The organism is uncultured Psychrobacter sp., from assembly GCF_947495825.1.
GTDB lineage: Bacteria > Pseudomonadota > Gammaproteobacteria > Pseudomonadales > Moraxellaceae > Psychrobacter.
In genome coordinates this window covers 49599-73013 of record NZ_CANMAH010000003.1, presented here as the reverse complement: position 1 = coordinate 73013, position 23415 = coordinate 49599, and the positions used below count along the sequence as shown (strand labels likewise).

At 42.9% G+C, this 23415-nt stretch carries 21 protein-coding genes and 2 tRNA genes; 12 read left to right on the top strand and 11 right to left on the bottom strand.

Going from position 1 to position 23415, the window contains the following annotated elements:
• Positions 1-133: 133 nt before the first annotated feature.
• The 6 genes from nusA to tpiA form a co-directional block, all read right to left on the bottom strand.
• Positions 134-1618: a transcription termination factor NusA gene (nusA, locus tag Q0895_RS04595; RefSeq protein WP_299185867.1), complete on the bottom strand. Its 1485-nt coding sequence runs from the start codon at positions 1616-1618 to the stop codon at positions 134-136.
• 148 nt (positions 1619-1766) lie between these two features.
• Positions 1767-2267, bottom strand: a complete 501-nt coding sequence (gene rimP / locus Q0895_RS04590; protein ID WP_299185866.1) for a ribosome maturation factor RimP — start codon at positions 2265-2267, stop codon at positions 1767-1769.
• Between the two features lie 439 nt (positions 2268-2706).
• Positions 2707-2783: transfer RNA gene (locus tag Q0895_RS04585), tRNA-Met, on the bottom strand.
• Between the two features lie 123 nt (positions 2784-2906).
• Positions 2907-2991, bottom strand: a tRNA-Leu gene (locus Q0895_RS04580).
• A 204-nt stretch (positions 2992-3195) separates the two neighbouring features.
• Positions 3196-3507: a preprotein translocase subunit SecG gene (gene secG / locus Q0895_RS04575; RefSeq protein ID WP_299185864.1), complete on the bottom strand. Its 312-nt coding sequence runs from the start codon at positions 3505-3507 to the stop codon at positions 3196-3198.
• Between the two features lie 207 nt (positions 3508-3714).
• Positions 3715-4533: a triose-phosphate isomerase gene (gene tpiA / locus Q0895_RS04570; protein ID WP_299185862.1), complete on the bottom strand. Its 819-nt coding sequence runs from the start codon at positions 4531-4533 to the stop codon at positions 3715-3717.
• 326 nt (positions 4534-4859) lie between these two features.
• Between tpiA and pilB the strand changes: the two genes are divergently transcribed.
• The 4 genes from pilB to coaE all read left to right on the top strand — a co-directional run bounded on the left by pilB (position 4860) and on the right by coaE (position 9657).
• A complete protein-coding gene (gene pilB, locus Q0895_RS04565; RefSeq protein ID WP_299185860.1) occupies positions 4860-6563 on the top strand; it encodes a type IV-A pilus assembly ATPase PilB in 1704 nt (567 codons plus the stop codon).
• Between the two features lie 119 nt (positions 6564-6682).
• The gene (locus Q0895_RS04560; RefSeq protein WP_299185859.1) at positions 6683-7906 is read left to right on the top strand and encodes a type II secretion system F family protein; all 1224 of its coding nucleotides are present in this window, start codon (positions 6683-6685) and stop codon (positions 7904-7906) included.
• A 7-nt stretch (positions 7907-7913) separates the two neighbouring features.
• Positions 7914-8813, top strand: coding sequence for an A24 family peptidase (locus Q0895_RS04555; protein ID WP_299185857.1), 900 nt, complete (start codon positions 7914-7916; stop codon positions 8811-8813).
• Positions 8814-8973: 160 nt separating this feature from the next.
• A complete protein-coding gene (coaE, locus tag Q0895_RS04550) occupies positions 8974-9657 on the top strand; it encodes a dephospho-CoA kinase (RefSeq protein ID WP_299185856.1) in 684 nt (227 codons plus the stop codon).
• Here coaE and rlmB read toward each other — a convergent pair.
• Entirely contained in the window at positions 9620-10390 is a 771-nt protein-coding gene (rlmB, locus tag Q0895_RS04545; RefSeq protein WP_058367844.1) for a 23S rRNA (guanosine(2251)-2'-O)-methyltransferase RlmB, read from the bottom strand. The genes coaE and rlmB overlap by 38 nt on opposite strands.
• Before the next feature lie 124 nt (positions 10391-10514).
• A complete protein-coding gene (locus Q0895_RS04540; RefSeq protein ID WP_058367843.1) occupies positions 10515-10850 on the bottom strand; it encodes a pyrimidine/purine nucleoside phosphorylase in 336 nt (111 codons plus the stop codon).
• 525 nt (positions 10851-11375) lie between these two features.
• Here Q0895_RS04540 and recN point away from each other — a divergent pair.
• The 7 genes from recN (at position 11376) to Q0895_RS04505 (ending at position 16815) form a co-directional block, all read left to right on the top strand.
• Positions 11376-13055, top strand: a complete 1680-nt coding sequence (gene recN, locus Q0895_RS04535) for a DNA repair protein RecN (protein ID WP_299185854.1) — start codon at positions 11376-11378, stop codon at positions 13053-13055.
• Positions 13056-13217: 162 nt separating this feature from the next.
• Complete coding sequence (locus Q0895_RS04530) at positions 13218-13781, top strand: YqgE/AlgH family protein (protein ID WP_299185853.1); 564 nt, start codon at positions 13218-13220, stop codon at positions 13779-13781.
• Between the two features lie 68 nt (positions 13782-13849).
• The gene (gene ruvX, locus Q0895_RS04525; RefSeq protein WP_299186218.1) at positions 13850-14371 is read left to right on the top strand and encodes a Holliday junction resolvase RuvX; all 522 of its coding nucleotides are present in this window, start codon (positions 13850-13852) and stop codon (positions 14369-14371) included.
• A gap of 53 nt (positions 14372-14424) precedes the next feature.
• Positions 14425-14928: a hypothetical protein gene (locus Q0895_RS04520; protein WP_299185851.1), complete on the top strand. Its 504-nt coding sequence runs from the start codon at positions 14425-14427 to the stop codon at positions 14926-14928.
• 56 nt (positions 14929-14984) lie between these two features.
• Entirely contained in the window at positions 14985-15311 is a 327-nt protein-coding gene (gene tusA, locus Q0895_RS04515) for a sulfurtransferase TusA (RefSeq protein WP_299185849.1), read from the top strand.
• 66 nt (positions 15312-15377) lie between these two features.
• Positions 15378-16316, top strand: a complete 939-nt coding sequence (xerD, locus tag Q0895_RS04510) for a site-specific tyrosine recombinase XerD (protein WP_299185848.1) — start codon at positions 15378-15380, stop codon at positions 16314-16316.
• A gap of 160 nt (positions 16317-16476) precedes the next feature.
• Complete coding sequence (locus Q0895_RS04505) at positions 16477-16815, top strand: DUF3817 domain-containing protein (RefSeq protein WP_299185846.1); 339 nt, start codon at positions 16477-16479, stop codon at positions 16813-16815.
• 167 nt (positions 16816-16982) lie between these two features.
• Here Q0895_RS04505 and Q0895_RS04500 read toward each other — a convergent pair whose 3' ends face one another.
• Positions 16983-19496: a penicillin acylase family protein gene (locus Q0895_RS04500; protein ID WP_299185844.1), complete on the bottom strand. Its 2514-nt coding sequence runs from the start codon at positions 19494-19496 to the stop codon at positions 16983-16985.
• 212 nt (positions 19497-19708) lie between these two features.
• Between Q0895_RS04500 and Q0895_RS04495 the strand changes: the two genes are divergently transcribed.
• Positions 19709-20317 carry a methyltransferase gene (locus Q0895_RS04495; RefSeq protein ID WP_299185843.1) on the top strand — a complete coding sequence of 203 codons (609 nt, stop codon included), beginning with the start codon at positions 19709-19711 and terminating at the stop codon, positions 20315-20317.
• Positions 20318-20559: 242 nt separating this feature from the next.
• Here Q0895_RS04495 and lptG read toward each other — a convergent pair whose 3' ends face one another.
• Both lptG and lptF read right to left on the bottom strand, forming a co-directional pair.
• Positions 20560-21786: an LPS export ABC transporter permease LptG gene (lptG, locus tag Q0895_RS04490; RefSeq protein WP_366139908.1), complete on the bottom strand. Its 1227-nt coding sequence runs from the start codon at positions 21784-21786 to the stop codon at positions 20560-20562.
• The gene (gene lptF / locus Q0895_RS04485) at positions 21786-23024 is read right to left on the bottom strand and encodes an LPS export ABC transporter permease LptF (protein ID WP_299185842.1); all 1239 of its coding nucleotides are present in this window, start codon (positions 23022-23024) and stop codon (positions 21786-21788) included. The genes lptG and lptF overlap by 1 nt, the downstream gene beginning before the upstream one ends.
• Between the last annotated feature and the right edge of the window lie 391 nt (positions 23025-23415).

Sequence of the window (23415 nt, the reverse complement as noted above, 5' to 3'; positions counted from 1 at the left end):
TGATTGCGTTTTGACCAATACAGATGTCATTTAATATGACTAATTATTGTATAAGCATACTAAATACTAATCTTTTATCAGCCTTTCATTATTAATAGCATACCACCAAAAGACAGCGATATGCAGTTAACACCTATTCATCGAACCAAGATTCCCGAGCCTTCATGATAAGCTTACCTGCTGTTTCAGCATCTAAACCTTCAATATCTTCTAAATCAAAAACTGCTTGTTCAGCCAGATCGTCAACGGTAATAATGTCTTTTTGGGCCATTTTGTAAGCCCAGCTGACCGTCATACCTTCAAGATCTTGCAGCTCTTGACTTGGCTCTTTCATGTTTTGTTGTTTAAATAATTCATCTGCAATGACTACTTCTTTAGCACGTTCTTGAATCATGTCAATTGCTTCATCGTCTAACCCTTCGATATCATAAAAAGTCTCGACTGGTACATACGCTACTTCTTCAATACTAGTAAAGCCTATATCAACCAAAGCTTGGGCAAGATCTTGATCTACTTCTAAACGATCATAGAACAATTCAATAAATGCTTTACTCTCGTTTTCCTGACGTTGTTGATACTCTGCTTCTAGCATCATGTTCAACTTATAACCAGTCAACTCTGAAGCTAAACGTACGTTTTGTCCTTGTGAACCGATGGCACGTGCAAGCTGATCATTGGTACTAAAGATAATATCTGCTGTTTGAGTGTCTTCATCTAGGATGATACTACTGACGTCAGCGGGCTCAAGCGCACTAATAATGTATTGGGCAGGATCATCGGACCATACCACGACATCGATACGTTCTCCATCAAGCTCTTGCTGTACTGCCTGAATACGTGTGCCACGCATACCAATACAAGCACCCACTGGATCAATACGATGATCATTGGTTTTGACAGATATTTTAGCACGAGTACCCGGCAGACGAGCGACATTACGAATTTCGATAATTTGCTCAGCAATCTCAGGTACTTCTTTTTGCATCAACGCTGAGAGCATCTCAGGATGCGTACGCGACAATAATAACTGTGCACCACGATTTTCACGATTTACGTGATACAAAATGGCATTGATGCGAGATTTAACACGTAATTGCTCACGTGGCAACATATGATCACGCGCTAAATACCCTTCTGCATTGTCGCCCAAATCGATAATATAGCCGTCACGCGTCTGCTTTTTGACTTCACCGTACATCATCTCACCGATACGTGGCTCAAAAGCATCTGCTACTAACGCACGCTCAGCTTCACGAATCTTTTGGATAATAACCTGCTTTGCTTGAGTAGCTGCAATACGTCCAAATTCGATCGACTCAATCTGCTCTTCTTTTATATCTCCGATTGACCACTCTTCTTGATCGAGGTCAGTAATAGCAAGCTGGCAAGCTGGCATTTCATGATCTTCGTCTGCAACTACAGTCCAATAACGATAAGTATCATAATCACCAGTAGTACGATCAATAGCCACTCGTACTGCCACTTCAGGCTGTTCGGTATATACTTTTTTCTTAGTCGATACTACTAAAGCGTCTTCTATAGCTTCAAATATATCTTCAGGGTTTAGGCCTTTTTCATTACTGACGGTTTCGACTACCGTTAAGATTTCACGACTCATGCTATACCAGTCCTATACTTACTTAAATTTTATAATTTGTGTATTGGCGTTATGTTGCTAAAGTAAACCATACGTTATTTAACGTTTTGAACAATCTATGATTATTAGGCGCAGTTATCAACAGTGATATTTGAATTTTGCTGCAACACTAAATATCTTCAAAAACAAGATTCGCTTTATCAATATTACTAAAAGCAATTTCAAACTGTTCGTTATCAGTAGCAGTAAGATTCAATGAGGTCGTACCCATATTATCTAAGTTACCTGTTACTTTTCGTCGTTTTTTGTCACCTTGTCCTATCGCTTGGATCAAACGTAAGCTAACTGTTTGACCAATATAGTCTCGCATTTGCTCTTCTGAGAAGAACGCACGATCAAACCCAGGCGATGACACTTCTAAAATATACTCACCAGCAATAGGATCATGTACTTCAAGAATACCACTCACTTGATGATTAACTGCTGCACAGTCCTCAATAGTTACCTGTTTATCTTGTGCTTGCTCTTCTGGTAATGACTCAATATAAATACGTAATAATGAGCGACGTCCTTGTGGTACAAACTCTACGCCCCACAAAGCCACGTCACATGCTGCTACTGCAGGAGCGATAATATTGGTCAATTCTTCAACTTTGGTAGAAAGTTTCATAATTCGTTTATAGTTTCCTATTTGCTTGTGTACAGAGCTTAAGCGTCTTTTTATATATTTTATGAAGAACGTCTAAGAATTACACTATAATCGTTGTATCTTTTATTATCTAAAATGCATAGCTTTGTACAGTGAATCTCAACACTATATTGTCTTATATTTATAGAGCAATACAAATTATAGACGTTAGTTTAAGACTATGCATTCTAATAGAATACATACAGCCAAATTATCACTGAGAGAGTATGAAATAAAAGGTATTGGCGCTTATAAATCGCGGCACAATTAACCGATATTACCTTACTCTATAAGGATAGAGCTTAGCATAAGTAGGATAAATACCGAGATAACACAGACTCTCAGATACAAAAAAACCCACAAACATAATGGTGGGCTTATTGCAACTGACAATTTAGTCTACAAAAATCAGTATTGAAAGTGGTAGCGGGGGCTGGATTTGAACCAACGACCTTCGGGTTATGAGCCCGACGAGCTACCAGACTGCTCCACCCCGCATCAATTTAGAATGCACATTATAGGTAAGTTTTATAGACCTGTCAATCTTTATTTAAAATAATTATAAAATAAAAATCTCATCTCTATAATAGTCAACTTACATACCACGTGCTGTAAAAAAGTTGGTGCGATTGGGGGGACTTGAACCCCCACAGCTTGCGCTACCACCCCCTCAAGATGGCGTGTCTACCAATTCCACCACAATCGCTTATCGTTGTTTGTCACGACAACTTCTTTTACTACTCTATTTTTAGCCAGCTTACTCTCAATGCCATGAGGATAACAATCACGAGTAAGTGTCGCTGTGTAAAAACAGACGAGCATTGTAAAACTAACCTAAAGAAATAGCAAGGCCGACTATAAAAAACTTGCCTGCGACTACTCATTGCAAGCCAAGTTTCCATAGATCAACTTATTCCTCAGGGTTTTGTGTCAAGGGACGCGGCGTTTGCGGTGCCGAAACCGGAGCATCTAGACGAAATTGATCTTCAGCCTGCTCACGCGCATTTACCGCAAGAATCATACTGGTTATGAAGAAAATAACAGTCAGTACTGCAGTCGCACGCGTCAAAAAGTTTGCCGTGCCTGCTGCACCAAACACCGTGCCAGAAGAGCCAGCACCAAAAGAGGCTCCAGCGTCTGCCCCTTTGCCATGCTGTATCAAAATCAAGCCAATCATGGCAATCGCCACAATGATATGCAGGGCTAATATAAACGTAAACATGGTGGCCTCTTTTGCCGACGAATAACGAAAGTCAACTCTTACTATTTAGTACTATAATCATAGAACTATAATAAGATGCAACTGTAATAAGAATAAATAAGGCGCATTGTACACGATTGCAAGGGTACTGTTAAACCCACTTTTAATGACTGATAAAAGCTTTGTGCCTAATACATATTGTTAATAAATAAACTCAAGGGTTAATTATTATAAAGTCTCTTCATTTTTAGCTTGCTCAAAAGCATGAGCAATCGCCAAAAAGCTATCTGCTTTTAATGATGCACCGCCAACCAGTGCACCGTCTATCATAGGACTGGCTGCAAAGCTATCAGCGTTATCTGCGTTAACACTACCGCCGTATAAAACCTTAATCGCAGGTAGCATCGTATCAAAACTGGCGACTGTTTCTTTAATATGCTGATGAGTAGCTTCTACTTCCATCACTGTAGGAACTTTGCCTGTGCCAATCGCCCAAACAGGTTCATAAGCGATAATCAAACGCTCTGCTAATCTTTGCACAAGCTCAGGTGCTCGCTCTTTACTTTTGATAAGTAAGTCTTTTATTACAGTTAGCTGATCATCTAATACACTAAAAGTTTGCTTATTATCGTACTGAGTTTGAGTTTCGCCAATGCAGTACACCACACCCAAGCCTTGCGTAAACGCATGACTTAATTTGTCTAACAGCGTCTCATGAGACTCTTGATGATATTGACGGCGCTCAGAGTGTCCTAGTATCGTCCATGTCGCGCCTGCATCAACGACTTGCTGTGCTGAGCAATCACCAGTATATGCTCCACTACTATCACTAAGCGCACTGATATCTTGGGCAGCAGTCAGTATAGAGGTATTTTGCAAGCGCGCGCTCACACTTGCTAGATGTATACAGCTAGGCGCTACCATCAACTGACAAACATTACTGGTATTGTCATCAGCAACAGCCGTCAATAATGTGTCTAATAGTGCATCAACGTCTTTAGTCGTTGCTGGATTTTGTTTCCAGTTTCCAATTACCCAAGCTTGCATGGCTTATCTACCTTCTATCATTTGTCGTTGTCAATATGGCTGATATGCGCGTAAGTATAGCAAAAATTTCTTTGATGCTGTTATAAGTGTCGTTATCGTGCCACAACCTACAACTTCTAATCCTCATATAAGCTCTTTTATTCTTTATGGACTAAATTGCAAACTGTCATGTTTCTTGCATACATACATTAACAGTCTATTAAACCAAAGTATAAGTCACGACCTATAAGCTTGCTTTGCTTATTAATATCGAATCAGAAAATCAAATAACTTTAAGACTAAAACTTATATATTTGCCATATATGCAGTATTAAGGAGAGAGGTTAATGTCTACTACATTTGGCGGTTTAGCACAGCAGCTAACTCATGCAGGTATCGTGAGCGAAGCAAACATGCAAACTGCACAGACTGAATCAAAGCAGCAGCAACTCAGTCTTGTATCGTATTTAGTAGAGCATAATATGGCCAATGCCTATCAGCTTGCTCAACTGATGTCGCATTCTTTTGGCGATCCGCTGTTTGATCTTAATGTACTTAGTGACGATGTTATCCCAAAAGATTTGGTAGACGAAAAGATTGTACGTAAGTTTAATGCGCTACCCATCTTTAATCGCGGTCAGCGTCTATTTGTGGCTTTAAGCGATCCTACTCGTATTGATGCTATAGATGCTATCGCCTTTAACTCCCGTCTATCAGTTGAGACAGTGGTAGTCGAAGAAGACAAGCTCAAAAAACGTATCGATAGTGTATATGCAGACACCATGCAAAGTTTTGACAGCTTTGCTGATAGCGACTTAAGCGTCGACTTTGAAGATACTGAGGAAGGTGACAGCGGTGAAACCACGCTTGCCGACGGTGTGGATGAAGCCCCTGTTGTGAAGTTTGTGAATAAAATGCTGGTAGATGCAATTCGTATGGGAGCATCTGATTTGCATTTTGAGCCTTATGAGAAGTCTTATCGCGTGCGCTTTCGCGTCGATGGTGTGATGGAAAAAATAGCAAATCCGCCCATACAACTAGCAGGAAAGATTGCAGCTCGTCTCAAAGTCATGTCACAAATGGATATATCTGAGCGGCGCATACCACAAGATGGCCGTATTAAGCTTAAACTGTCAAAAAATAAGGCAATTGATTTTCGAGTGAACTCGTTGCCTACCCTATTTGGTGAAAAGGTCGTGCTACGTATTTTAGATCCTTCAGCAGCAAAGCTTGGCATCGATGCTTTAGGCTATGAGCCTGATCAAAAAGAGATGTTTTTAGAAGCGCTTCACAAACCGCAAGGTATGCTACTGATTACTGGTCCTACAGGCTCTGGTAAAACGGTATCGTTATATACGGGTCTCAATATTTTAAATACTGGAGCAACCAACATTTCTACAGCAGAAGATCCTGTTGAAATTAATCTTGAGGGTATTAATCAGGTTAATGTCAATTCAAAAGTAGGTCTGACATTCTCTAATGCTCTAAAGTCGTTTTTGCGTCAAGATCCAGACATCGTCATGGTTGGTGAGATTCGTGATCTTGAGACGGCTGAAATTGCCATTAAAGCGGCGCAGACTGGCCATATGGTGCTCTCAACGCTCCATACAAATTCAGCGCCTGAAACCTTGACTCGATTACGGAATATGGGTGTTGCGTCTTTTAACATTGCCACCTCTGTCAACTTAGTTATTGCTCAGCGCCTGGCACGACGTTTATGCAAAAACTGTAAGACCGCTCTTAACGTACCAAGACAAAGTTTACTTGAGCTTGGCTTTACTGATGCTGACTTAGATGATCCAAACAACAATATTTATGAGCCTGTTGGTTGTAATGAGTGCCGCGAAGGCTACAAAGGCCGTGTTGGTATTTATGAAGTCATGAAAGTCGACTCAAATATCTCACGTATCATTATGGAGGATGGTAATGCAATTGATATTAAAGACGCTGCACTCAAAAACGGTTTTCGTGATTTGCGTCGTTCAGGCATTATAAAAGTACTTCAAGGTGTCACTAGCATACAAGAGATGATGCGAGTCACTTCTGAATAATAGTAAGTCAGCGCTGACCAAGGTGTAGGACTTAAAAACGATTAAATAACCATCTAAAAACTTTTATTGAATAACGCTGATTAAAACATATAGATTACGAAAAACTTGAGGGTAAAGACATGGCAAAAGCTAAGACCGACATGCTATTAGACTTTGTCTATGATGGAGTCAATCGGCGTGGACAAAAAATCAAAGGTGAAACCACAGGTCGCAGTTTAGAGATTGCAAAGGCGACGCTGCGTAAACAAGGTATCACAGTCAAAACAATCAAGAAAAAACCTAAGCCCCTGTTCACGGTGAAAAAAGCCATTAAGCCTATTGATATTGCTATTTTTGCGCGTCAATTAGCTACTATGATGAAAGCTGGCGTCCCCTTGACTCAATCGTTTGAGATTGTCGCTGACTCGTTAGACAATCCGAGCATGAAAGAGCTGGTCCTACAAATCAAAACGGACATTGAAGCTGGCGGTACTTTTGCCTCTGCGCTACGCAGGCATCCACGCTATTTTGACGATCTATTTTGCTCTCTTGTAGACTCTGGTGAGCAATCAGGCGCACTTGAGACTATGCTTGAACGTGTCGCCACTTACAAAGAAAAAAGCGAGCTACTTAAGGCTAAAATCAAAAAAGCCATGAAGTATCCTATCGCTGTAATCGTGGTTGCTATAATCGTCACTATCATCCTACTGATTAAAGTGGTTCCTGTTTTCTCGGGGCTATTTGAATCTTTTGGTGCAGAGCTACCTGCTTTCACGCAAATGGTTGTCGGTATGTCAGACTGGATGCAAGCTTGGTGGTTTATTCTTATTATTGCCATTGGCGGTAGTATCGTTAGCTTCACCGAAGCTAAAAAACGCTCTAAAAAGTTCCGCGATTTTCTTGACCGTGCGACTTTAAAGGCACCTATATTTGGCAATATTGCTTATCAAGCTGTTATCGCCCGATTCGCGCGCACGCTGTCTACTACCTTTGCTGCTGGTGTACCTTTAATCGATGCTTTAGACTCTACCGCAGGCGCCGCTAATAATGTGGTTTTTTATGATGCCATTCAACAGATTAAAAATGATGTTTCAACTGGTCAACAATTGCAGTTTTCGATACGTACGACTAACCTGTTCCCAAGCTTAGCGATTCAAATGGTCGGTATTGGTGAAGAATCAGGCAGCTTAGAAGAGATGCTTGACAAGGTAGCAGTGTATTATGAAAACGAAGTTGATAACGCTGTTGATGGTTTGACCAGCTTGATGGAGCCATTAATCATGGCGGTGCTAGGGGTTTTAGTAGGTGGTTTGGTCATTGCCATGTACTTACCAATCTTCCAGATGGGTTCAGTAGTAGGGTAGCAAATTGATGCAATTGTTAGAGTTATTACAAAGTAATATGACCTTGGCGCTCATTGTATTTGCAGTATTAGGGCTATGTATAGGCAGTTTTTTGAATGTAGTGATTCATCGTATACCGCTTATGATGATTTATAGCTGGCGACAAGAATGCAGTCAGTTTATGTCTCAGCAAGTAGATATGCCACATGAGCACACTAAAGCGATAACGGATATTACGTCGAGAGATACGCCAATTACTTTGAGTAGACCGGCATCACGCTGCCCTCATTGCGCGCATCAAATAAAATGGTATGAGAATATACCCTTAATAAGTTGGCTTGTACTACGTGGTCGTTGCTCTGATTGTAGCGCAGCGATTGGTATACGCTATCCTATCGTAGAGCTAGTCACTGCGTTACTATCAGCATTGGTTATTTATCAATTTGGCGTCACAGCTGCTGGATTGTCTGCTCTTATCTTAGTATGGACATTGATTGCCTTAACCGGTATCGATTTTGATACGCAGCTGCTACCTGATCGACTGACTTTTCCATTAGCAGGATTGGGATTAGCAGTAAACTCTCAAAGCTGGTTTGTCTCCCCTACCCAATCGATTTGGGGATTGCTGCTAGGATTTTTATCGTTATGGATCGTCGTAAAAGTGTTTTATCTCATCACCAAAAAACACGGTATGGGACAAGGTGATTTTAAGCTACTAGCGGTATTAGGGGCTTGGCTTGGACCTATGATGCTGCCATTTATCATTCTTCTATCTTCTTTACTAGGCTCAATTGTCGGTATCATTTTGATGAAAAGGCATGGGGAGAGTCAGCCTTTTGCTTTTGGACCTTATATCGCGATCGCTGGTATCGTTGCCCTCCTTTATGGCTCTGACATCGTTAATTGGTATTTGAATATGTACGTTTAATACAGAATTACAATATAACAAACTAATGCTTATATCTTTATTAGTGGTACGCGTTAAGCTAGTAAGTTCGAGACAATTGCTTAATAATAACAACTAAGTTATGAATACTAAGGTATTTACTTGTCTTTTCTACCAACTTACGAGCCAATAAGTCACTGTTATGTCAATATATTCTAAAACGCCTATACATGAACGCCAGCAGGCTAACGTAAAAAACAAAACCTTAGTGGTTGGGTTAACAGGCGGGATTGGTAGTGGTAAGTCTGCGGCTAGTGATTGGTTTGCAGCACAAGGAATTGACATCATTGATGCCGACGTGATTGCTCATGAAGTAGTAAAAAAAGGCAGTCCTACTCTACGTAAGATTCAAAAAAAGCTTGGTGAATGGGTGATTGATGCAGAAGGTCATATGGACCGAGCAGCTGTACGTACCCATGTATTTGCTAATCCTGCCGCACTCATTGATCTTGAAGCAATCACCCACCCTGCTATTCGCGAAGCCGCAAAACAACAGCTAGCAGCAAGCACTTCACCCTATATCATATTATCAGCACCACTCCTCATTGAAGCTGCCGAAGCCGGACTTGCTAACTTATGCCAACGTATTTTAGTGATTGATGTAGATGAGGAGACGCAACTTGCGCGTGCAAGTCTGCGTGATGAACAAAGTATGGTGAAGATAAAAGCCATCATGGCAAACCAACTTCACCGTACTGAGCGCAATCAGCATGCTGATGATTTGGTGGTAAATGAAAAAGATTTAGCAAGCTTACATCAACAGCTAGAGCCGCTACATCAAAAATACCTCAAACTTGCCCAGCAGCTAAAGTACGCTGTCGATTAACTTCATAGAGCGCCATACCAGTGGCCACACTTACATTAAGACTTTGTAAATTGCCATGCTCGTTTCCTGACATTGGAATGTATACCAGCTCATCACAGCTCTCTGTAGTCAACCGGCGCATGCCCTCGCCCTCTGACCCCATAATTAAAGCCGTCTTTCCTGTTAAATCAGCCGCATGTAGAGGCTTGGCGTTTTCGTTTAGGGCCGTACCGAATACAAAAACACCAGCATCCTTAATATGCGTGAGCGTACGTGCTAAATTGGTCACACTAATGATAGGCATCATCTCAGCTGCGCCTACCGACACTTTAGCTACCGTCGGAGTCAAACTTGCTGCATGGTGCTTTGGACAGACCACTGCATCCACGCCCATTGCGACTGCTGTGCGTAAACATGCACCAAAATTATGTGCATCAGTAATTTGATCAAGTACCAGCAATAAACATTGATCGCGTCCGATGATATTATCTAATATGCTTTCATCTGCAAATCCCAATGGACGAGCATGCAGTACAACTCCTTGATGCTGCGGACTACCACATAGTTGCGTGAGCTTATCTTTTTGCGTTGGCTGCATACTAACGCCATTTGCCTGGGCTTGCGTAATGATGTCTTTGACATGACTGTCGTTTTCGCGTCCTTGTTGCACAAATAAGCTCAATGCATCAAGCGGACGATGTTCAAGTAAAGCATCGATGGCATGAATACCATAGAAGTAACTGGGTTTTGCCATAATAGGCCTACTAATAAGAATTGAATATCGCTAATATGATATGAATTGGGATATCACGATGTCTGTGAAAAAACTTAACAATCGTGATTATAAGAGATTTATACCTGCCTATTTAACATTAACACTACCCTTCTAAATGGCAGACATACTGTACAATTTCTTCAGTACGTAGAGTGAAGCTGCTATTGCCTTCAACCACAAACGATTGGCCAGCACGGTAATAGCTAAACTCCTCGTCACCCTCTATTTTAACTTCACATTCACCGCTAATAATCTCGATACGCTCTGAAGTATTGGTACTAAAATGGTATCGTTCAACAGTATTGTCACAAGGCAAAATGACACCCAATGTTTTATGACGACCATCTTCAAACATAATGGTATGACTGGAGCAGCGCCCATCATATGTTACTGTAGCCTGAGCATTGACCGTTACGTTAGTATATTGTGCCGCTGACATAGTGGCTTCCTTATCAAATAATTATTACTAAACTAAAAAATAAGTGTCTTATGACATTACAGGTTAAACCTTTACACTCAACATAGCTTATTTTAAAACAACTGCTTTTAACATAGTTATTCTTAAAATAGTTGTTCTTAGATAAGTATATTATGTTATCGGTTTAATAGCTCAACCACTTATGAACCAAGTTTTCTGCCATGCAAATTTGATACTCATCAAACAAGTATGTGTAGAGACTGTGGCTCAAGTTTGTGATTAAGTGAGTTTATGCTACCACATTATATCTAAAAAGTTTGTTACAGCACTGCTGAAAATATTATCTATTAATCAACCTGACCCTATATTAGAATTCTTGAGCAATTGCTGTGTATACTAATATTGGTATAATTTGGTAGATTTATTACCGACAGCTAAGCCGTTCATTAGTTTAAAATAAGACACCAAACGCAGTTGCTTTTCACAAGCCTTATCGCTAGTCTAATTAAGATTATCAATGTCAATTGCCGACCATGAGAGACTTCAATGCTTCTATCGTTAACCTTACATCAGTTTGCGCTGATTGCTGAACATGAGCTGAGCATGGCTGAGGGCTTTAATGTCATTACCGGTGAGACAGGAGCGGGAAAGTCATTGCTACTAGATGCATTATCACTTTGTATTGGTGAAAGAGCAGACAGTGCCATGGTCAGACATGGTGCGGCTCATGCCGATATCTATGCGCAGTTTGATGTGACTGATAATACCCTTGTGGCTGATTGGTTTACTGAGCATGAGCGCTCTTTAGATGAGCCTGAAGTACTGATTCGTCGGCAGCTTAGTAATAATGGACGCTCAAAAGCATGGCTGAATGGGACACCTGTGAGCCTAGCAGAATTGAAAAGCTTGGGTGCACTGCTCGTCAACATTCATAGTCAGCATGCTCAGCAAGCACTACTAAAGCCGCAATTTGTGGTGCAATGGCTTGATGAGATGGCAAAATTAACTCCTTTAGCAGCGCAAACAGCGAGCAGTTACCAGCACTATCAACAACTAAAACGTCAAGCGGATGAGATTGCTAGCCGTGAAGCTCAGCGCCAAGACCGTATTCAATTGCTCCAAAACCAGTTGGCTGATATTGCACCGTTATTAGCTGTCGACTATCATGATGTCGAAGCTGAGCATGAAGAGCTGTCTAACATTGAGGCCTTAATGACAGAGGCCAGTCATGGTTTGCACTTACTCGATAACGATAGTGACGAGCCTGATGTCATGACTTTGCTTGGTCAGGCGATCAAACTGTGTGACAATCAAATAGGTGTCAGCCAAACCTTTGGGCAAGCCTCAGAGCAACTACATCTCGCGCAGCAGCAGATCACTGAAGTGACTGCCCTACTCACAGACTATGCCGAACAACAACTCCCTGATCCTGAACGCTTGCAAACCTTGGACAGCCTTATAAGCCTTGGTCATCGTCTATCGCGCAAACACAATTTACCGGCAAATGATTTGATCTCTGAAGCCAATGTTTGGCAGCAGCAGTTAGAACAGTTAGAAAACGAGCCTAGTAGTGATGTGCTAGCTGCACAAATCGAAGATGCTTGGCAAGCGTACCTGCAGCTTGCGACCAAGTTAAATGACAGCCGTTCAAAAGCGGCGCCTGTCATTAGTGAACAGCTTGTTCAGCAACTACAGCCCTTAGCTTTGCCTAACGCTCGCTACGAATTTGTCTTTACTAAAAGGACAAGCTCCAGTCTTTATAATGCGCAAGGCTGTTATGATATTGATCTATTATTTAGCGCTAACGTCGGTATGCCGATGCAGCCGCTACACAAAATTGCCTCAGGTGGTGAGCTATCGCGCATGGCGCTGGTCATGCAAGTATTGCAAGCAACAAGTTCTGACAACAATGCTGCCAAACCGATGCTAGTCTTTGATGAGGTGGATGTCGGTATCAGTGGCGGTACTGCCCAAGTAGTGGGTGAATTACTGCGCAGCCTTGGACAGACGCAGCAACTATTAGCGATTACCCATCAAGCTCAAGTCGCCGCCCAAGCGCATCAGCATATTTTGGTGCAAAAACATCACAATGAACAGACGCAAAGTGAGCTTATAATTTTGACCAAAGATGCGCAGGTAAATGAGCTGGCACGTATGTCAGGCGGTGTTACCATTACTGATGTCACTCGTGACCATGCTCGTAGTTTATTGACTGGTGTTAAGTAAAAGCCTGCCGCTAAAGCGTGACCTCATTTTAAAAATACTGATAAAGCATCAGCTTACGTTTTACGTGCACTGATTATAATCACTGTGTCATTTCTATATTGCTTTTTTGTTTAGTATCACCATATAGTAGTGTCTCACCTTTTTTATATTGCATTTGTCTCTATGTCCAAAGCTAATTTGACCCATCACTTCTTAATTGCCGCTCCTGACTTGTCAGACCCAAGGTTTGAGCGGGCGCTTATTTATATTTGTCGCCACGATAAACAAGGTGCGCTAGGGCTGATGGTAAACCGTCCACTTGAGCAGGCACGTGTGGGTAAGCTGTTAGAAGACTTAAGCATCGATGTGACCAACCCTCAAATTATGGAAGATTTAGCATTAGAAGGCGGTCCGATGTATCCTGAGGTGGGATTTGTACTGCATACGGGGCAGCCTGAGTGGGCATCGTCGTTTGCTATCTCAGAGAACGTCTGTATCACCACCAGTCAAGATATCTTACAGCGTATCGCTGCAGGACAAGGCATTGGACACTACCAGCTATGCTTGGGACATGCTAGCTGGAACAAAAAACAGCTCGAGCGTGAGCTTGAAAGTGGCGACTGGTTGGTATCCCCTGCCGATTTAACATTGTTGTTTGATACGCCCTTTGAAGAGCGCTGGCAGCTTGCTGCTGAGAAAATCGGGGTCAATTTTGATTATCTTAGTAGTGATATTGGTCATGCATAAGGTACTTGCCATGGTAGAGTCTCGTCCTATTAAATTGGACCTCATAAAAATAGGAGATGCATAGAATGATGGTAGATTCTGACCCTTCTCTTGAAGCTGTCGACACGGCTGTGACGGAACCTGAGATTAAGCCGCATCTTATATTGGCACTAGATTATGGTGTCAAAAAAATGGGAATGGCACTGGGTAATACTGTGACCGAGACTGCACGCGCGTTTGATATTCTGGCCATGAACAATGGACAGCCAGACTGGGACAATCTGTTAGGCATTATCAAGGTTTGGGGAATTACCCAAGTGCTCGTCGGACTCCCTTTAAATATGGATGGCAGTAGTTCTATGCTCTCAAAGAGGGCGCACAAATTTGCGCGTCGCCTAGCCCATAGACTAATGGAGCAGCGCCTACCTGCAAAAGTGACACTATGTGATGAGCGCCTAACCTCCATGGCTGCAAGAGAAATAGCTTGGGAGAATGGCTGGATCCAAAATGAGCGTGACCCAATTGATGATATATCAGCCTGTATTTTATTATCGACTTACTTTGCCGATCCAAATAGTAGCATGGCGATTAGTGCTATCAAACCTGATTAGTTAAACCATTAAACAAAGTAACATAAACCTTTACGGATAAATGACTGATCGTTATGACCAATGTTTTAGACCAATCAACGCAATACGGTTTTGCTCCGCTTGCCATCGCACGTATTAAAGGTGCACAGCGCGCCAACCAAATAGCGATTTATCTTATTTATGCCGCTATTATCGCGTTTATGGTCTTTGGCACCATTGCTAGTATTAAAGCATTCCATGACAATCAGCTACTGTATCGACTGTTTTTTAATCTGCCCTATGCGCTGATAGCGTTAACCATACCTATCACTCTTTATGATGGTTTTGTCATTTATCGTTATCGCTTGAGTCAACCTTCGATGATTGCTTTAAGCATTGGTGTATCGACAATCGTATTGGTCGGTGGACTGTTATTCGCTGATACTGCATGGTTAGGGCTGGCATCGTGGCTTGGAGTGGCGTTTTTATTTAAAGCAAACTTTAAACGCTTTTTTAATTTTTTAGAAGCGCAAGAAGAAACTGAGGAAGATCTTGAAGATTCAGATGCTGAAAAACTGCAAGACATTTCTAAACAATAGCCAATAATAATTAAGAGCAATTTTTAAACTCACAACTCATGTGTAATATGACGATTATGACTACCTCGACACCTAACACCGCAATCAATCATCATTTGGATACCCAAGGGCTTATATGTCCGGAGCCGGTCATGATGCTGCATCGAACCATTCGTAAAGCCGATGGCGGCGATATCATCGAAATCCTCGCAACCGATCCTGCCACGACGCGTGACATCCCTAATTTTTGTCGTCATCTCGGTCATGAGCTTGTGCAACAAGAAACTCTGGCTGAAAACGTACACTTAAATGCCGATCCTGATGAAATCACCATTGATAGCGATGATACTATGCCTACAAGCGTGACGCTCTATCGATATTTGGTTAAGAAAAAAACGGCATAGTATCTGTAAGCGTGTCTTTGTAAACATTTTTCATCGCTGTCTTTATTCTTATTTGAGCACTATTTTATGAGTCGTGATCGCGCCGTACAGCAACGTCAGCCCAAAGCACTGGCAGTAGATGATGAACCAACCTACTTAACTGAGTTTCGTCAAGCGATGCTGGCCCGCGGTCTGGCAACTCGTACGCGTAATGCTTATGTTCGTGACTTGCGTACTTGTGAGCTGACCAGCCCTACAGCATTGACAAAGTGGCAAGCCGAGGATGTATTGCAGTGTCTCTCTTGCCTCGCCACCGAGAGCAAAACCCCGCGTACCCAAGCGCGAATGCTCTCAAGCCTGCGCCAATTCTACTTGTGGATGATCGCCAGCAACTTGCGCGAAGACAACCCATGCGAGCGTATCAAAAGCCCTAAGCTTGGGCGTCCATTACCAAAAGATTTAGCCGAAGCAGATGTCGATAACCTACTCGCTGCACCTGATACCAGCACCGCGCTGGGTCTACGTGATAAAGCCATGTTAGAAGTGTTATATGCTTGCGGCCTACGGGTTAGTGAGCTGATTAATCTTGCGCTTGAACAAGTCAATCTCAATGCTGGCTGGTTACAGATTACTGGGAAAGGTAATAAAACGCGGCTGGTACCGCTAGGCGAATATGCAGCGGACGCGCTGGACGATTATCTGTCTCATGGACGCGGCGATTTGATAGCGCATTTAAAGTCTGGCAATTGCCAAGCGGTATTTTTGACTGCGCAAGGCGGTTATATGACGCGGCAGAACTTTTGGTACTTATTAAAGAAATACGCCAAAGTCGCCAGTATCGATAAAGAGCTATCGCCGCATACCTTACGTCACGCCTTCGCGACTCACTTGCTCAATCATGGCGCGGACCTTCGCAGCGTGCAGTTGTTATTAGGCCATAGTGATTTATCGACCACGCAGATTTATACCCATGTGGCAACGGCGAGATTGCAGAAGTTGCATGCAGAGCACCATCCACGTGGGTGAGAGCCGTTAAAACGAAGCACTGCTTCGTTCGGCTCGCAAGAGAAAATCCCTTAAAGGGGATTTTCTGTATGATATTAAGATAATGATGGATTACGCTTGAGCTAACTTAGCCAAACCAATTAACCTATTGCATAATTATTAATAAGTGAAGGAATGTATCGTGCCGCAAGCTCAGCCCTCTGCCCTGCCTACGCTAACCAAAAGTCAAAACTCTGTACTTAAAACGCTGACTGTTATGGGTTATTTTGAAGGAGCTTCTTTTCTGTTATTGCTTGGCATTGCCATGCCGCTCAAATATATGTTTGGTATTCCTGAGGCGGTAAAATATGTTGGTATGGCTCACGGGGTACTATTTATCGGCTATATTCTGGTGCTTGTGTTCGCTGCAAGTAAAATAAAGATGCCGCTTTGGGCACTGCCTGCTGGTGTTCTCGGCTCGTTTTTACCTTTTGGTCCGTTTATATTTGATCATTTATTAAAGAAGAGTTTGAGAGAGTAAGACTGAAAGGTTTACGGTAGCGGTAGCGCTCAGAAATTTTAGACTTTTTAGGGTAAAATGCGCAGGCTAGGTTTTTATTCTCACTCTATCTATAAAATAAATCTATAAATAAAAACGCCCACGCTATTATTAATTTAACAGCGTGGGCGCTATTTTCTTTAGCCTATCTACTCTGATTTTTTAATAGAGATTGTCTGCGTATAAACCGTATTAGCATCCACTTCTTCATCCGTAAACCAAACGCGCTTACGACCAAGTTCAGCATATTCACCAGTTTGATCATTGTAGTGAGCTGTCGTTGTGCCATCGGGCGCGATGAAGCCGCTTTGACCAGGTGGTACAGTTTCCCACGCTTTTACGCCATCTTCGGTAAAGACCGTCATGTTGTTTTCAGTACCGCGGTTCATGGCAATAGCAGTGTCTTGCTCCTGAGCGGGCAGGGTTTGCGGAATCTCGCGGAAGTTTTTATGATTGTAGCGAATGATACCGACGGGGGCTAACCAATTCGTCATGTCGTCTCCATACTCTTCGCTAAGCGCTTTGTTAGTAGCATCGAGTGCCGACAAGATAGCCTCATCTGGTTTACTATTAAAGAAATCATAGCCCTTACCTGATAAATTATAGTGTAGAACTTTAGTGCCAACTTGAATGTTTTGCCCAGATGCAGTAGTGACTTTAGGCCCTGGATAACCCGCATTGGCAAAAATACCGTCGTAAGGTTCAGGTAGGGTTTCTTTAAAGGTTTGCGTTAGAAACTGTGTCAGCCACGTTTGCATAATGGCAGCGCCAGGATGATCGTATTTGCCATCATTGTCTTTATCCTCAAGCATCTGATTCCAATCTTGTAGCTGCATCGCCAACTGATGACGTGGATCATCTGCAGGCAGCCCTTTTACAGCGTCTAGTACAAATGGAATCATCTCGCCTGCATTAACATCTTCAAACGACGCATGTTTGACGACAGCGTCCCACACCTCATCAGCGGTAAAATTGTCTTTGCCCTCAAACTCATCAAACAAAACTTTGACACGATCTGCAAGCATCCACGAGTACCAATATTGGTCAGGATTTGGGAAACCTTCGGCAGGACGGTTATTCCAGTTTAGCACCATATGGTTTGAAGGGTTGAATACTTGTGGGTTGGTTTCAAACGGCATGATACCTTGCCAGTCCATATCGCCTTCTCCAGATGCAGGCGTGCGTCCATCATGACCTTCAGCGCGTTTGGGATAATGACCACCAAAGATATAACCAATATCGCCCTTCGCATCGGCATAGTAAAGATTGACGTTTACCGCTGACCTTGCAGCAGCCGTTTTGAACTCATCAAAATTTTGGGCTTTCATGATATCGACCCAAGATTCAAGGGTGCTGAGTTCCTTACCGCTCCAAGCGCGCTTTTGCGCGTAGGCAATATTGGTATCTTCATCTCGTGCCACGACTGGACCGTGTACGGTACGGTAGGCGGTAAACGGTACCGAGTCGCCACCATTTACATTGATAGTTTGCTCACTGATTTCCATGTCTTTCCATGTGCCTTTGTACTTATACTGCGCAGGATTCTTTGGGTTGAGCGTTTCACGAAACAAATCCACCAGATCACCTGCCGCCCATGTACTTCCCCAAGCAATCTGCCCATTATGAGCAAACATAATGCCTGGATAGCCGTAAACAGTATTGCCAGCGACATTAAAGCCTGCACCATGTAAGCCAATCGAATAGGTATACGCAGGCTGATACCAGCCGAACTGTGGTCCATTTAAGAGTACAGATTTTGCACCATCTAGCTTTTGCGGCCCAAGAATGGCCATATTTGAGGCGCCCTCATATCTTAAAGCTGAAGGACCTTGGGCTTGTAGGGCTTTTAGATTGGCCTCTCTCCACTTCTCGCGTGGTAGAGCGGCTCCGTCAGCACCAACAAAATCAGTCGGCGCTCTAGCGGCTTGACGTAATATTTCAGGAGACACTGCCCCTTTCACTACAGGGCGCAAGTTTAGATTGGGGTTTTCACGTTTTGCTGGATCCCAGTCCCCTGGTGGAATAGTGGTTGGTGCCTCAGGCACATCTAAGGACAATAAGGTATTAAAAATTTCACGACCCTTGGTTTCGCCATGTTTTTCAACCAGTGACTCAAGCAGAGCTGCATTGTCGAGTTCGGTATTGTAATCACCAAAGCGGTAAATCATGGAGCCAATAAATACCATCGCTACATCATAGCCTGTCCAAGCTTTTGGTTTGACGCCATGAGTCAAATACTCCTTTGGCATTAGAGTATCAGGTTGTGCATTAACGCGAGCGATCCAAGCATTGATACCTGCAGCATAGCCATTTAAGACATCGCGCTGCTGTTTACTGGCATTATCAACCTGCTCTTGTATCCGCCAAGGCCAGTAATTGCCGCGTATTTGCTTATCAAAATCAACGAATCCTGCCCCCAATACTTCTGAAACTTCGCCTGTACCTGTACGGCGCGCCATATCAAGTGAGAACAGTCGATCTTGGGCGATAGAGTAACCATAGCCATAAAACAGATCATACGTATTGTCTGCATAAACATGCGGGGTTCCATATTTATCCCGCTTTATTTTGATGTCATCAGCCCAAGCTGGGCTAGTAGCAAGTACAGCAGTGGTCATAAGTACTGTGAGCAGAGGACGTGCAAATACGGTTGAAAGTGCCATAGAAAATTTCCCTATAATGTCTATTACATTGTTAACAATCTTTCCTTGTTGCTTGAGTATAGGCGTTCTTTTTGTTACGAGCAATCAATTATTAATCGATTGCTGCAAACCTGCCCTTTTGTCGCTACAATACCCTCAATAAAGTGCTTCATGATGTGTAAACTGTCATTGACCGCGCGCCCCTTTTTACTTATTGATTATCCGAGAATTCTATGAGCCATAGACCCCCTGCTGATTTGCTAAAAAACGCCGAACACTGGCGCAAAGACCTTCATTTTAAAGAGGATGTGCTGGGTAAACCGTTTGAATTTACCACCACGTGGGGCATTTTTTCACCGCAAAAGCTCGATGATGGTAGTCTCATGCTGCTTGATTATGTGGATTTTCAAGCGGATGATGATTCGATAGATTTGGGCTGCGGTTATGGCGTGCTCGGCATGACGGCAGCGCGCGAATGTCCAAACGGTCAGCATACTTTGATTGATAAAGACTTTATGGCGGTAGAGTATGCACGCCGTAACTGCGAGAAAAATGGTCTAAAAAATGTCGATGTGCATTTATCAAACGGTTTTAATCACGTGGCAGCGGACAAAGACTTTAGCCTCGTGATGTCAAACTTGCCAGCGAAGGTTGGCAAAGAGCAGCATTATTTATACTTCCTTGATGCTTATGAGCGTATGCGCCAAGGTGGACGTTTTTATGTGGTGACAATTAATGGCTTGCGTCAGTTTATGAAGCGCTCGTTTACCGAAGTATTTGGCAACAGCGAGAAGGTCAAACAAGGCAAGACCTATACCATTACAATGGCGGTTAAAGAATAGAACAGTTTATATCTGCCATAAAAAACACGCTAACAGTAGCGTGTTTTTTTATGCATGCTTTAGGACGTGTTCTCATTTGAAAAATGGTGATAAAAATAAGATAAATGGCCGTCAAACAAGGAAGATAGCGCAGATAATATCGAGATATCAGTCAGTTATTTGACGCTGTTTGTGTTTGGCAAGATTTAGCCGTTTTTGACCCATTTAGATGACTAACGATTGAATTGAGGACACGGTCTAGGCTACATCTGCCGTTTTATCAAATAAAAGCCTAGCGCAGCACTACCGATAATGGGCAGTAACACCATGAGCATGGGCGAAAAGCCCGTCGCTAATGACACAAAGCCAACCAAGTCTTGCACATAGCTAAATAGCAGACCAAAGAGTAACGCGACGACGATACGCAGGCCTAAGCTGTGCGTGCGCAATGAGCCAAAGACAAAAGAACAGGCGACAATCACCAGCGATAAAATGGATAGCGGTGATAGCAGCTTTTGCCAAAATGCAAGCTCATGTGGCAACGAGCGCTTACCTTGCTGTTGCATAAATTGCCGATGCTCATAAAGCTGCGTCAAAGACAAATCCTCCGCTTTGCGAGTCAATAAATAGACGGACTCGGGTGCAAAGGGCAGACTTAGAGTATCCAATGAGGTTTTAGACTGACTGCTCTCAAAGCCTTGATTGATGGTCAGCTCAGTCATATCATTTAGCTGCCACTCGTAACGATACTGCTCGCTTAGCTTACCAGTAGTGCCTAGAGATTCACGACCAATATACTGCCCACCCATCGCATGAGTGGCCGTTTGCAAGTTACCATCGTTATCTAAATGCCAGCGCTTGACCTCACCGATGTTGCCTTGCACATCCGCATAATCAATGTATAAAATATCACTGCCATCAGGCTGTGCGCTACCATTCGTGCTGCCTTCAGTTGTACTTTGAAAGCGCGGTTGCATCGTCCAGTAGCCACGTACTGAGGTGACCAGTGAGCTGCTGTCTTCGTTATTTATTTCACGAGCCAGTTGGTTAGAGTTGGGCAATACAAACTGATTTAGCATCAATGCTAATAGTACAAACAACAACGCTGGTTGCAGCACCCAGCCAACGATGCGATAAATACTGACACCAGCGGCGCGCATGACTACAAGCTCACTTTTACTAGCTAGCAATCCCAAGCCTACCACTGCGCCAAGCAGCGCGCCTGTCGGCATAAATTGTTCTAAAAAATAAGGCGAACGGTAAAAAATATATCTAAGCGCATCAGACATAGTATAGCTATCAGACAAATCCTCAAGCTCAGACAAGTAGGTAAATAGGACTTGTAATGCCCACAGTCCAACTACTGCGGCGATAATCGCGAGAAGTGCATTGGTTTTGACATAACGTCCTAGCACTTTCAAGTTGGATGAACGGCTTTGAGGAATCTGAGCTTTAGATAACTTAGATAACTTAGATAACAAGGAGCGCATTATAGTTGCCCTCCATTAGAGTCTTTTTTTAGATGATCGACGCCCAGCGACTTACCTTCTAAGCGCACGCGTAATCGATGCTGGAATCGGCTGCCCCAGTTCATATAAAGCGCCAATGCCATAAATCCTAGTATCAACCATGCATAAGCCCAGACGCTCACGCTACCTTTACCAACGGCATTTTTCAAAGATATGATGCCAAGCGCACAGCTGACAAACAATAAAATGGATGGGAACAGACGCAGCCAGCGACCTTGACGCGGACGTACTTGTGCAAGTGGTACAGCGAGCATCGGCGCGATAATCATCAGCCAAGGCAGCGCAAAGCGGTAACCAAGCTCGCCTTGTGCTGCACGTAGGGCATCGACACTACTAACTTGCACGCTGCCGGTAGCTGCTTGCCATAAAGGTCCGATTTCTTGGGTTTCGATATTGTTTTCAGTCACTACCTCTTTTGAGGATTCGGTCAACGTAATACGGTAACGATCAAAACCTACTTGGTTGTACTTTAAGCTGCCTGCACCTACTTCATAACGACGACCTTGAAACAGATCTAACTGCGTCACACCGCTACCAGCATTGTCTACTTGCACAGCACGTTTAGCTAAGGTAATCGTGTCTTTATTAATAGGCTGATCTGTATTGTCCGCTGTCTTTTTGGATGGTTCAGATTGGATAAGTACCACATCTTGCAGCTGTTTTTTGTCATCGCTAAGACTGCCTACATACAAATGATAATTACCGCTACTAATAAACTCATTGGGACGAATCAAGTCAAAAGCACTAGACAGTGCTTGCTGCTGCCAAACTGCCTCTGATGAGCGCACACCCCAAGGTTTTCCGACAACCGATAGTGCTGCCTCTCCGACAAATAACGCCAAGATTAATGGCGTCATTAATCGTGCAAGCTTACCGCGAGAGACCCCGCTGGCATTGATAACCGCCATTTCTTGATCGACATACAGACGCCCAAACACCAGCATCAAAGCAATAAAAAACGCCAACGGTAGAATAAGCTCTAAAAAATACGGCAAATTGTAACCGATAATGACAAATAACAAGCCAATATCGAGATTCCCTTCAGCAGCAATTCCGAAATAACGTATCAAGCGGCCACCGAGCATCATTACCACCAAAAAACCCAATACCAAAGCAGTGGTTGAGGCAACCTGACGGGTCATGTAGCGGCGTAATATCACAATAGGTACTCTTAAACAGTTGGTATTGGCGCGATTCATCGCAAACTTAATGACGGTTTTTCATGTGTCGATTGGGTATTATAAAGACAGTCTTACTCAGAAAAATACTTAAATAAATATAAACATAGCTGAGCCACTGATTAGCCACGTCATATAAAAATTAGCAACTATTAGCGGTCAAGATAACCGCTAATGCTAGCATGTTTTGGTAAAAAATAGCGGTGAAATGTGTTTGAAAACATTACCTAACCCTTGCTAATGGCCTATTTGTTTGTGTTTATAACAAAGAATAGTTCGAGACGATAAAAAACAATATAGCTTAATAAAGCGATAGGTAGATAGGTTTAATCATATAAAGTCTTTGGTTTATTTGGTTTATTTGGTTTATTTGGTTTGGAAAGCTGGAAAAGTTTGTTTGTCATTCGTATCA

Bases quoted from the DNA above. Each gene is read 5' to 3' on its own strand.
- nusA (WP_299185867.1), bottom strand. From the start codon at position 1,618: ATGAGTCGTGAAATCTTAACGGTAGTCGAAACCGTCAGTAATGAAAAA.
- rimP (WP_299185866.1), bottom strand. From the start codon at position 2,267: ATGAAACTTTCTACCAAAGTTGAAGAATTGACCAATATTATCGCTCCT.
- secG (WP_299185864.1), bottom strand. From the start codon at position 3,507: ATGTTTACGTTTATATTAGCCCTGCATATCATTGTGGCGATTGCCATG.
- tpiA (WP_299185862.1), bottom strand. From the start codon at position 4,533: ATGCAAGCTTGGGTAATTGGAAACTGGAAACAAAATCCAGCAACGACT.
- pilB (WP_299185860.1), top strand. From the start codon at position 4,860: ATGTCTACTACATTTGGCGGTTTAGCACAGCAGCTAACTCATGCAGGT.
- Q0895_RS04560 (WP_299185859.1), top strand. From the start codon at position 6,683: ATGGCAAAAGCTAAGACCGACATGCTATTAGACTTTGTCTATGATGGA.
- Q0895_RS04555 (WP_299185857.1), top strand. From the start codon at position 7,914: ATGCAATTGTTAGAGTTATTACAAAGTAATATGACCTTGGCGCTCATT.
- coaE (WP_299185856.1), top strand. From the start codon at position 8,974: ATGTCAATATATTCTAAAACGCCTATACATGAACGCCAGCAGGCTAAC.
- rlmB (WP_058367844.1), bottom strand. From the start codon at position 10,390: ATGGCAAAACCCAGTTACTTCTATGGTATTCATGCCATCGATGCTTTA.
- Q0895_RS04540 (WP_058367843.1), bottom strand. From the start codon at position 10,850: ATGTCAGCGGCACAATATACTAACGTAACGGTCAATGCTCAGGCTACA.
- recN (WP_299185854.1), top strand. From the start codon at position 11,376: ATGCTTCTATCGTTAACCTTACATCAGTTTGCGCTGATTGCTGAACAT.
- Q0895_RS04530 (WP_299185853.1), top strand. From the start codon at position 13,218: ATGTCCAAAGCTAATTTGACCCATCACTTCTTAATTGCCGCTCCTGAC.
- ruvX (WP_299186218.1), top strand. From the start codon at position 13,850: ATGGTAGATTCTGACCCTTCTCTTGAAGCTGTCGACACGGCTGTGACG.
- Q0895_RS04520 (WP_299185851.1), top strand. From the start codon at position 14,425: ATGACCAATGTTTTAGACCAATCAACGCAATACGGTTTTGCTCCGCTT.
- tusA (WP_299185849.1), top strand. From the start codon at position 14,985: ATGACTACCTCGACACCTAACACCGCAATCAATCATCATTTGGATACC.
- xerD (WP_299185848.1), top strand. From the start codon at position 15,378: ATGAGTCGTGATCGCGCCGTACAGCAACGTCAGCCCAAAGCACTGGCA.
- Q0895_RS04500 (WP_299185844.1), bottom strand. From the start codon at position 19,496: ATGGCACTTTCAACCGTATTTGCACGTCCTCTGCTCACAGTACTTATG.
- Q0895_RS04495 (WP_299185843.1), top strand. From the start codon at position 19,709: ATGAGCCATAGACCCCCTGCTGATTTGCTAAAAAACGCCGAACACTGG.
- lptG (WP_366139908.1), bottom strand. From the start codon at position 21,786: ATGCGCTCCTTGTTATCTAAGTTATCTAAGTTATCTAAAGCTCAGATT.
- lptF (WP_299185842.1), bottom strand. From the start codon at position 23,024: ATGAATCGCGCCAATACCAACTGTTTAAGAGTACCTATTGTGATATTA.